Genomic DNA, 8717 nt, shown 5'->3' with positions numbered 1-8717 from the left:
GGCGGGGGGTCAGCCGTCGAGGAGGTCGTCGACGGTGCCGTCGACCGGGCGGCCGCGGGCGGCGAGTTCCTCGGCCTGCCGGGCCAGCACGGCGCCCACCTCGGTCATGTCCGCGCCGGCCAGGCCGGTCCGCCGCACCGCGTCCCCCGGGTCCCGGAAGTAGGTGCGGCTGAGCAGGCCGCTCACGCTCGCCGCCGCCAGCCGCGCCTCGCCGAGCATCAGCAGGGCCTGGTCCGTCTCGTACCACTCGGCCAGCCGGGCGGCCCGGGCGTGCGCCGCGCTGCCCCGGTACCAGGCCCGGCGGGCGGCGGTGCTGAACTCGGCGGGCCGGGCCCGGGCCAGCCGGCCCAGGTGCTCGTCGCGCAGCGTGCGCAGCCAGCCGGTCGGGTCGTGCAGCGGCCGGGTGGTGACGAAGCGGTCGGCGGTCAGCGGCCACAGCGAGGTGATCGTGCGGGCCCGGGCCAGGTAGTCGTCCGCGCCGGCGACGGTCAGGTCGACCAGCACGCCGTCCACCCGGCGGGTGGCCGCCGGCGGCCCGGCGCCGGGCCGGTAGGTCACCACCAGCAGCCCGAGTTCGCCGTTGCCGCCGCCGTCGTCGTCGCCGTGGGCCAGCGGGCCGTGCACCGCCACGGCCAGCACGTCGGCCGGGAACCGCCGCCGGACGGCGTCGGCCACCCGCTCGGCCACCGGCCACCGTGGATCGCCCAGGTACCCGTCCGTCCCGGCGTTCGCGGTGCTCGCGTCCACGCCGATCACCCCTGCCTCGTGCGGAGTGCCGCCCGTCGGCCGGGCGCCGGGTCCACCCTAGTCAGGCTCCGCCGGGGTGGCGGGTGCGCCGCGCCCGGTGGGCACCAGCCGGAAGACGCGGATCTCCCGGCCGCCGGCCCGCTGGACGTACGCCCGGTAGGCCGGCCACTCGGTGACCAGCAGCCGCCAGAGCCGCTCCCGTTCGGCGCCGGTGGCCACCTCGGCGCGCACCGGGATCCGGCGGCCCTTGACGGCCACCGCGGCGGCCGGGTCGGCGAGCAGGTTCAGCGACCAGCCGGGCTGGTGCGCCTGGCCCCAGTTCGAGCCGACCACCACGTACGCGTCGCCGTCGGGCACGTAGAGCAGCGGGTTGCTGCGTGGCTTGCCGGAGCGGCGGCCGGTGGTGGTGATGACCAGCGACGGGATCAGGCCGAGGGCGACCACCCGCCCCCGGGTGAGCCGCCCGACCAACCGGTCGGCGGGGACGAGCAGGCGGGCGGCGGCACCGAACCAGCGGTGGTGGCCGACCCGGCGGGTGAGGGATCCCAGTACGGGCACGGTCTCCAGTGTGCCGGCCGGCGGCCGTCCGCGGCACCCCCGGAACCGGCACCCGGTGCTCAGTCGAGCCGGCGCTCCACCGGCAGCCGGGACCGGGTGAACAGGCCCGCGCCGAGCATCGCGACCAGCGGCACCAGCACCAGGACGCCGAGGACGGTCCACGGGACCACCACCGGGTACGGCTCCGACACCGGCCAGGTCGAGGCGTACCGGCGGTTGGTGGCGGTGAGGATGATCAGGGCGGTGCCGAGCCCGGCGACGATGCCGAGCGTGGAACCGAGCACGGCGATCACCCCGGCCTGGCAGAGCGACAGCAGCCGGCGTACGCCCGGACCGGCGCCGACCGCCGCCAGGGTGGACAGGTCCCGGCGGCCCTCGGCCGCCGCGAGCCCGGTGGCGATGCCCGCGGCCCCCACGGTGACCACCCCGGACGCCGCCGCCAACAGGAGCAGCAGCGGACGCGCCCCGCTGTCCGGCCGGCCCCGTTCGATCTCCACCTGCAGGCCGAGCGGCCGCAGCGCGGCGACGAAGCGGTCCTGCCGGCGCTGGTCCGTCACCCCGTCGACCGCCCAGCCGACGGGCCGGGTGACCAGACCGAGCCGGTCGGCCGCCGGCGCCGAGAGCAGCAGCCGGTCGATGCCGGTCCCGGTGCGCAGCGCGTAACCGGGCAGGGCGGCGGCTGCCGGCAGCGGAGCGTCCGGGTCGTCGGCGAAGTGGTTGACCAGCACCCGCACCCGGTCGTCGACCAGGTAGCGCGGATCGGTCACCACGGCCCCACCGCCGCGCAGCACGGCGGTGGCGGCGGCCACGTCCGCCGGGTCGGCGCCGGTGAGGATCGGCAGCGCGGTCCCGTCGTCCACCACGACCTCGAAGTACTGGCCGTACTGGTCGGCCGGCGCATGCCGGCAGCGGGCGTCGGCCAGGGCCTGCCGGCGCTCGGCGGCGGAGAGGCCGTCGCCGGGCGGCCACGGGCAGGTCCGCTCCGGCGGCAGCACCGGGGTGACCGAACAGGAGTCGACCGCCGGCGGGCAGTCCGCCGTGGTCAGCGCCGCCACCTGCTCGGCGCCGAGGTGGGCGCGGGCCGCCGCGACGACCCGGGCCCGCGTCCCGGCGTCCGCCGCCCGCTCCGGGTTGGGCGGGCTGACCACCACGTTGCCGTACGGGACGGTCGGCTCGTACATCCGGTCGGCGCGGGCCTCGTCGCTGGCCAGGTAGACGCCGAGGGCGACGCTGCCGGCGACCGCGGCCATCACCGCGGAGATGGCCGGCGCGGTGGAGGACCGGTTGCGGCTGGCGTCGCGCAGCGCGATCCGCGGGGCCAACGGCAACGCCCGGCCGAGCCGGGCGAGCAGCCCGACCAGCGTCGGCGTGGCGAAGACCAGCCCCAGCTCGCCGACGACCAGCCCGGCGAGGGTGACGCTCGGCGTGCTCCCGGCCGCTCCGGCGGCAGCCACCGCGGCGCCCCCGGCCGTCAACAGCAGCCCGGCGGCCAGCCACCGCCGCCGGTGCGCCGGGGCCGTGCGCCGCCCGGCCAGCCCGGCGACCACGTCCTGCCGGGCCGCCGTCCAGGCCGGCGCCAGCGCGGCGAGCACCCCGGCCAGCACCGCCACCGCGGCGATCGCCAGCAGCGCCGCCGGCCAGCAGCGGTACCCGCCGAAGCGCGCCCCGAACAGGTACTGCTCCACCAGGGGCCGGCCGGCGAACGCGACCGCGACGCCGAGCACCACCCCGGCGGCGGCCCCGACGGCGCCCAGCACCACCCCGTCGGCCAGCACGACCCGGCGGAGCTGGGCGGCGTCCCCGCCGGCCACCGCGACCAGCGCGAGGTCCCGCCGCCGACGCCGTACGCCGACCGCGAAAGCCGGCCCGACCAGGAGCACGACCTCCAGCAGCCCGAGCCCGCCGACCAGCACCATGGTGCTCATCTGCTCGACGTCGACCGCCGGGGAGCGGCTCGGCACGAACACGGCCTCGCCGGCCGGTGGGGCGACCGGTGCCGGGGTGCGCCCGGTGACGACGACGCCGTGCGCGTTGAGTCGGCGGACCAGGTCGCCGTCGAGCCCCGCGGGCAGGTCGACCAGGAAGGTGTTGTCCGGCTCCGTCACCGGCCCGGGCACGGCGGCCGGGTGCAGCGCCGCCACCGGGCGCAGTTCCTCGGGGAACTCGACCACGCCGACGACCCGGTAGCTGGCCGAGCCGTCGGCGGTGGTGACGGTGTCACCGGGGCGGGCGTGCAGGCGGCGCAGCGCCGCCGGGTTCAGCGCGATCTCACCGGCCCCGCCGGGTGGCCGGCCGGCGAGCACCCGGGCCAGCCCCACGCCGAGCGGATCGGTGAGGTCGACGATCCGGCCGGAGAACGTCTCGTCCCGGTCGCCGATCCGGAACGGGACCGGCGCCCAGCGGCGTATCTCCAGGACCCGGCTGCCGGCCGGGAGCAGCCCGCCGACCTGCTCGGCGGTGACCGGCGCGGGCTGGACCGGCTCGCCCTCGTGGCTCCAGCCGTCCCCCCAGGCGCTCTGCACCACCGGGCCGCGGGCCACCCAGCGCAGCTCCGCGTCGGCGGTCCCCAGCTGGCGGTCGACCTGCTCGGCGGGGGTCAGCTCGGACATGTCGTAGCTGGCGGCGGCGAAGCTCAGCGCCAGCACCGGCAGGGTGATCATCGCGAGCACCAGCGCGGTACGGCCCCGGGCCCGGCGGGCCTCCCGCCGGGCGATGCGCAGCGCCGCCCGCCAGGACCCGATCGCCCCGGCGAGCCGCGCGCCGCGGCCCGGGTTCACCGTCCGCTGCCGCTGAGCAGCTGCTCGACACCGACCAGCGGCGCGGTGGTGTCGACCAGCACCCCGTCGCGCAGGAACACCACCCGGTCGGCCCAGCCGGCGTGCCGCGCCTCGTGGGTGACCAGCACCCCGGCCGCGCCCGCGTCCACCCGGCGGCGCAGCAGGTGCAGCACCGCCTCGCCGGTCTGCGAGTCGAGCGCGCCGGTCGGCTCGTCGGCCAGCACCAGCCGGCGCTCACCGACCAGCGCCCGGGCGATCGCGACCCGCTGCTGCTGGCCGCCGGAGAGCTGGTCGGGGAAGCGGTCGCCCAGCTCCGGCAGGCCCACCTCGGCGAGCGCGTCCGCGGCCAGCCGGCGGGCCCGCCGCACGCCGGCGCCGTCGAGTTCGAGCGGCAGCGCCACGTTCTCCATCGCGGTGAGGCTGCCGAGCAGGTTGAGGTCCTGGAAGATGTAGCCGATCCGGCGCCGGCGCAGCTGCGCCAGCCGCCGCCGGTCCAGCTCGCCCAGCGGCTGGCCCTCGACCCGCACCTCGCCGGCGGTCGGGCTGTCCAGCCCGCCGGCGAGGGCCAGCAGGGTCGACTTCCCTGAGCCGGACGGACCCATCACGGCGACCAGCTCGCCCGGCCGCACCGACAGGCTCACCCCGCGCAGGGCGTGCACGGCGGCCGGTCCGGTGCCGTGGGTGCGGTGCACGTCGCGCAGGTCGAGCACGGCCTCGTCGGTCGCGTTGCGCGGGCCGTCCGGTCCGCCGTCGGTGCTCACCGGCGCGCCTCCTCGTCGGTCCGGTCCACCGCCCCGGAGGTCGCCGCCGGACCGCCGGCGGGCGGCCGGTACCGCACCAGGCTGGTCTCGCAGTGGTCCAGCCAGCGCACCTCCGCCTCGGCCTGGAACACCATCGCGTCCAGCACCAGCCGCCACGGCAGGTCCTCGGGCCGGTCGCTGGCGTACTTCAACCGGGTCAACTCCTGCAGCGTGCGCATGGTCGCGCTGCGCTGGTTCTGCACCACCGACCGGACGTCCACCCCGGGGGTGGTGAGCGCCAGGGCGAGCTTGATCGCCAGTTCGTCGCGGGGGCGGTCGGTCCGGCTGATCGGGGTGGCGAACCACAGCGCCAGGTCCGCCCGCCCGGCGTCGGTGATCTCGTACGGGCGTTGCCCGGCGTCGCTCTCCGGCAGCGACCGGACCAGCCCGTCCCGTTCCAGCCGGGACAGGGTGGTGTAGACCTGCCCGATGTTCAGCGGCCAGGTCGAGCCGGTCGACTCCTCGAACGCGGCGCGCAGCTGGTAGCCGTACATCTGGCCGCGTTCGAGCAGGGCGAGCAGCCCGTGACGGATGGACATGGCAACGGAGTATGCATACCTGGTATGTCACCCGCAACCGGAGCGGCGACCGTGCCGCGTCCCGGTTCAGGCAGGTCGGCCGGGGAACGGCACGGTCAGCGGGGTGATCCCCGCGGTGCGCCGCCAGCGGGTGGCCCGCAGCGCGTACTCCACCAGCGCGGCCAGCGCCTGGTCGCGGTCGGCGCCGGTGGTGTGCGGCAGCGCCGCCCGCCAGAACGCCGCGGTCCGCTCCTCGACCTCCACCGCCAGCCGCAGCGCGCTGGCCCGGTCGGTCACCGGGAACGGCAGCGCGTAGCCGGCCCGGTCCGCCGGGACCGTGCCGCCGGTGCTCAACCGCAGCACCAGGGTGTCCCGCCGGCGCCGGTGGGCGGCCTCGGCGTCCCGGGCGGCCGCCCGGGCGGCCCCGCTGAGGCGTACCCCAATCGGGCCGTAGGCCCAGATGGCCGCGTACTCGGCGGTGAGCGCGTCGGCCAGGGCGGCGGGCGGCCCGGCCGGGGTGGTCGGCTGCGTCACTTCAGTGCCTCCACGTGGGTGGCCCGGGCGGCGGCGATCGAGCCGAGCAGCGCGGCCCGCTCGGCCGGTGCCGCCGCGCAGGCCCTCGTCGCGGTCTCCCGGCCGGCGCGCTCGGCCTCGCGCAGCCCGGCGAGGGCGGCGTCCGGGTCGGCCGCGGCGGGTTCGGACGGGCTCGGCGCGGGCGCCGACGGCAGCGGCGTGCCGATCACCCGGGCGAGTTCGGCCGCGTGCGCCTGGTGCGACTCGGCGATCGGGGTGAGCCGGTCGGCCAGCTCCGGGTGGGCGCCGGCAGCCGCCCGGAGCCCGGCGGCCAGCCGGAGCGCCTCGTCGACCAGCGGCGCGAGCGGGTCGGGTCCGGGGGCCGGGTCGTCGCGGTCGAGAAGATCACAGCCGGTCAGCGGCGCGGTCGCGCCACCGAGGACCAGCACGGCGCCGGCCCGCAGCACCGTTCGCCGGGAATGCCCGGATCTCTGACTGTGTTGTGTCGTTCTGCCCGTCGCCACCGGACAAGTCAACACCATCCGTGGCGGTACGTGGGCCAGAGGCGTCGGTGCGCCGCCCGGTCCGGGACGGCGTCGGCGCGTTACGCTCTGCGCAGCCACCGGCGCGTCCGCCCCGGTGGCGTGCCGGCATGGCGGCAGATCGCCGCCGCCGCTCCAGGAGAAGGGTGCGCCAGATGACGCAGCGTGGCCGAGCCACCAGGTCGACGGGGCCGACGGGACGACCCCGCCGGGCCGACGGCCCGCGTGGCCTCGAGCGCGCCGGCGCCCCCCGTGGCGACCTGGCCGCCCGGCGCGCCCGGCTGCGCGAGGTCGTCGAGCCGGTGGTCGGCGCGGCCGGCTACGACCTGGAGGAGCTCACCGTCTCCCGGGCCGGCCGGCGGCACGTGGTGCGGGTGATCGTCGACGCCGACGGCGGGATCAACCTGGACGCCGTCGCCGACGTCTCCCGGGCCGTCTCGGCGGCGCTGGACGCGGCCGAGGAATCCGGCGACGACCTGATCGCCGGGGAGTACCAGTTGGAGGTCAGCTCCCCCGGCGTGGACCGGCCGCTCACCCTGCCCCGGCACTGGCGGCGCAACGTGGGCCGGCTGGTGAAGGTCACCGCCCGCGGTGGCCTGCCCGAGCAGCGTGGCGAACGCCCCGCGGGGGACCGGCAGGTCACCGGCCGGGTGGTCGCGGCCGACGACGAGCGCGTGGTGCTGGAGACCGAGGCCGGCCGCGCCGGGTGGGCCTACGCCGATCTTGGCCCGGGCCGGGTGCAGGTCGAGTTCACCCGCCTCGACGAGATCGAGGAGACGGACGAACTCGACGAGACAGACGACACCGACGACTTCGACGACGACGATGATGTGGAGGACGAGGAGAGGTGAACATCGACCTCGCGGCGCTGCGCGCACTGGAGCGCGAGCGGGAGATCCCGTTCGACACGATCCTCGCGGCGATCGAGACCGCGCTGCTGACCGCCTACCGGCACACCGAGGGCGCGGAGCCGCACGCCCGGGTGGAGATCGACCGCAAGACCGGCGCCGCCCTGGTGTACGCCCAGGAACTGGACGACGAGGGCGGTGTGGCGCGGGAATGGGACGACACCCCGCACGACTTCGGCCGGATCGCCGCCATGACGGCCAAGCAGGTGATCCTCCAGCGGTTGCGGGAGGCCACCGACGAGGTGCACTTCGGCGAGTACGTCGGGCGCGACGGTGACCTGGTCACCGGCGTGGTGCAGGCGCACGAGGCACGGGCCGAGAAGGGCATCGTCAGCGTCGACCTGGGCAAGCTGGAGGGCGTGCTACCGCAGTCCGAGCAGGTGCCCGGCGAGCGGTACGCGCACGGCGAGCGGATCCGCTGCGTGGTGGTGCACGTCGCCAAGGGGATGCGCGGCCCGCAGATCACGCTGTCCCGTTCGCACCCGGCCCTGGTGAAGAAGCTCTTCGCGCTGGAGGTCCCGGAGATCGCCGACGGCACCGTCGACATCGCGGCGATCGCACGTGAGGCAGGTCACCGTACGAAGATCGCGGTCCGCTCGACCGCCCCCGGGGTGAACGCCAAGGGGGCCTGCATCGGCCCGATGGGGCAGCGGGTCCGCGCGGTGATGAGCGAGCTGCACGGCGAGAAGATCGACATCATCGACTGGTCGGACGACCCGGCGACCTTCGTGGGCAACGCGTTGTCGCCGGCCAAGGCGCTGCGCGTCGAGGTGGTCGATCTGGCCAGCCGGACCGCCCGGGTCACCGTCCCGGACTTCCAGCTGTCGCTCGCGATCGGCCGGGAGGGGCAGAATGCCCGGCTCGCGGCCCGACTGACCGGTTGGCGGATCGACATCCGTTCCGACGCGGAGCAGGCGGCCGCACCGGGCCGGGGCGAAGCTGATCACGTACCCGAGCCGGGCGGCGCGATCTCGAGCAGCTAGGGGTAGACTTTCGCCAGTGGTACGACGCGCGCTGCCGGAGCGCACCTGTGTGGGTTGCCGGCGACGTGCGCCGGCCAGCGAATTGCTGCGGATCGTCGCGGTCGGCGACGAGGCTGGCTACAGCCTCCGGCCCGATCCGGCCCGCAGACTGCCGGGTCGGGGAGCGAACATGCACCCGGATCCGGCCTGCTTCGCGCTGGCGGTGCGGCGTCGCGCCTTCGGGCGTGCGCTGCGCATCACCGGGGTCCTCGACCACGGTGCGCTGGCGGAGCACGTCGATGCGCCAACCACTACGTCCGGTCAACCCGACCGGACGAGGGTCGCTAGCAAGGTAGGACGACCGACATGAGCACACGATGAAGTCGCAGAAA

The 8717-nt window shown here is 76.7% G+C and carries 10 protein-coding genes; 3 read left to right on the top strand and 7 right to left on the bottom strand.

The window, feature by feature from the left end:
- Window positions 1-9: 9 nt before the first annotated feature.
- The 7 genes from DLJ47_RS12025 to DLJ47_RS11995 all read right to left on the bottom strand — a co-directional run bounded on the left by DLJ47_RS12025 (window position 10) and on the right by DLJ47_RS11995 (window position 6380).
- A complete protein-coding gene (locus DLJ47_RS12025; protein ID WP_233257792.1) occupies window positions 10-747 on the bottom strand; it encodes a nucleotidyltransferase domain-containing protein in 738 nt (245 codons plus the stop codon).
- 57 nt (window positions 748-804) lie between these two features.
- Entirely contained in the window at window positions 805-1305 is a 501-nt protein-coding gene (locus DLJ47_RS12020) for a nitroreductase/quinone reductase family protein (protein ID WP_109900116.1), read from the bottom strand.
- A 59-nt stretch (window positions 1306-1364) separates the two neighbouring features.
- The gene (locus tag DLJ47_RS12015) at window positions 1365-4082 is read right to left on the bottom strand and encodes an FtsX-like permease family protein (RefSeq protein WP_109900115.1); all 2718 of its coding nucleotides are present in this window, start codon (window positions 4080-4082) and stop codon (window positions 1365-1367) included.
- Window positions 4079-4843 (bottom strand): ABC transporter ATP-binding protein, encoded by a 765-nt coding sequence (locus DLJ47_RS12010; RefSeq protein ID WP_199235803.1) that lies wholly within the window; start codon window positions 4841-4843, stop codon window positions 4079-4081. The genes DLJ47_RS12015 and DLJ47_RS12010 overlap by 4 nt, the downstream gene beginning before the upstream one ends.
- Window positions 4840-5421, bottom strand: coding sequence for a PadR family transcriptional regulator (locus DLJ47_RS12005; protein ID WP_109900114.1), 582 nt, complete (start codon window positions 5419-5421; stop codon window positions 4840-4842). Before DLJ47_RS12005 ends, DLJ47_RS12010 begins: the two co-directional genes overlap by 4 nt.
- Before the next feature lie 66 nt (window positions 5422-5487).
- Complete coding sequence (locus tag DLJ47_RS12000; RefSeq protein WP_109900113.1) at window positions 5488-5934, bottom strand: ferritin-like domain-containing protein; 447 nt, start codon at window positions 5932-5934, stop codon at window positions 5488-5490.
- The gene (locus DLJ47_RS11995) at window positions 5931-6380 is read right to left on the bottom strand and encodes a hypothetical protein (RefSeq protein ID WP_199235802.1); all 450 of its coding nucleotides are present in this window, start codon (window positions 6378-6380) and stop codon (window positions 5931-5933) included. The genes DLJ47_RS12000 and DLJ47_RS11995 overlap by 4 nt, the downstream gene beginning before the upstream one ends.
- Window positions 6381-6610: 230 nt before the next feature.
- Here DLJ47_RS11995 and rimP point away from each other — a divergent pair, with 230 nt between their 5' ends.
- From rimP to DLJ47_RS11980, 3 genes are read left to right on the top strand one after another with little or no spacing between them, the layout of a single operon-like run.
- A complete protein-coding gene (rimP, locus tag DLJ47_RS11990) occupies window positions 6611-7306 on the top strand; it encodes a ribosome maturation factor RimP (RefSeq protein ID WP_109900120.1) in 696 nt (231 codons plus the stop codon).
- Window positions 7303-8346 (top strand): transcription termination factor NusA, encoded by a 1044-nt coding sequence (gene nusA / locus DLJ47_RS11985; protein WP_088995443.1) that lies wholly within the window; start codon window positions 7303-7305, stop codon window positions 8344-8346. Before rimP ends, nusA begins: the two co-directional genes overlap by 4 nt.
- Before the next feature lie 16 nt (window positions 8347-8362).
- Complete coding sequence (locus DLJ47_RS11980; protein ID WP_088995442.1) at window positions 8363-8695, top strand: YlxR family protein; 333 nt, start codon at window positions 8363-8365, stop codon at window positions 8693-8695.
- The last annotated feature ends 22 nt before the right edge of the window (window positions 8696-8717 follow it).

It is taken from the genome of Micromonospora sp. S4605, from assembly GCF_003176715.1.
Classification (GTDB): Bacteria; Actinomycetota; Actinomycetes; order Mycobacteriales; family Micromonosporaceae; genus Micromonospora; species Micromonospora echinaurantiaca.
This window is presented reverse-complemented; position numbering and strand designations above follow the sequence as displayed.

Bases quoted from the DNA above. Each gene is read 5' to 3' on its own strand.
- DLJ47_RS12005 (WP_109900114.1), bottom strand. From the start codon at position 5,421: ATGTCCATCCGTCACGGGCTGCTCGCCCTGCTCGAACGCGGCCAGATG.
- rimP (WP_109900120.1), top strand. From the start codon at position 6,611: ATGACGCAGCGTGGCCGAGCCACCAGGTCGACGGGGCCGACGGGACGA.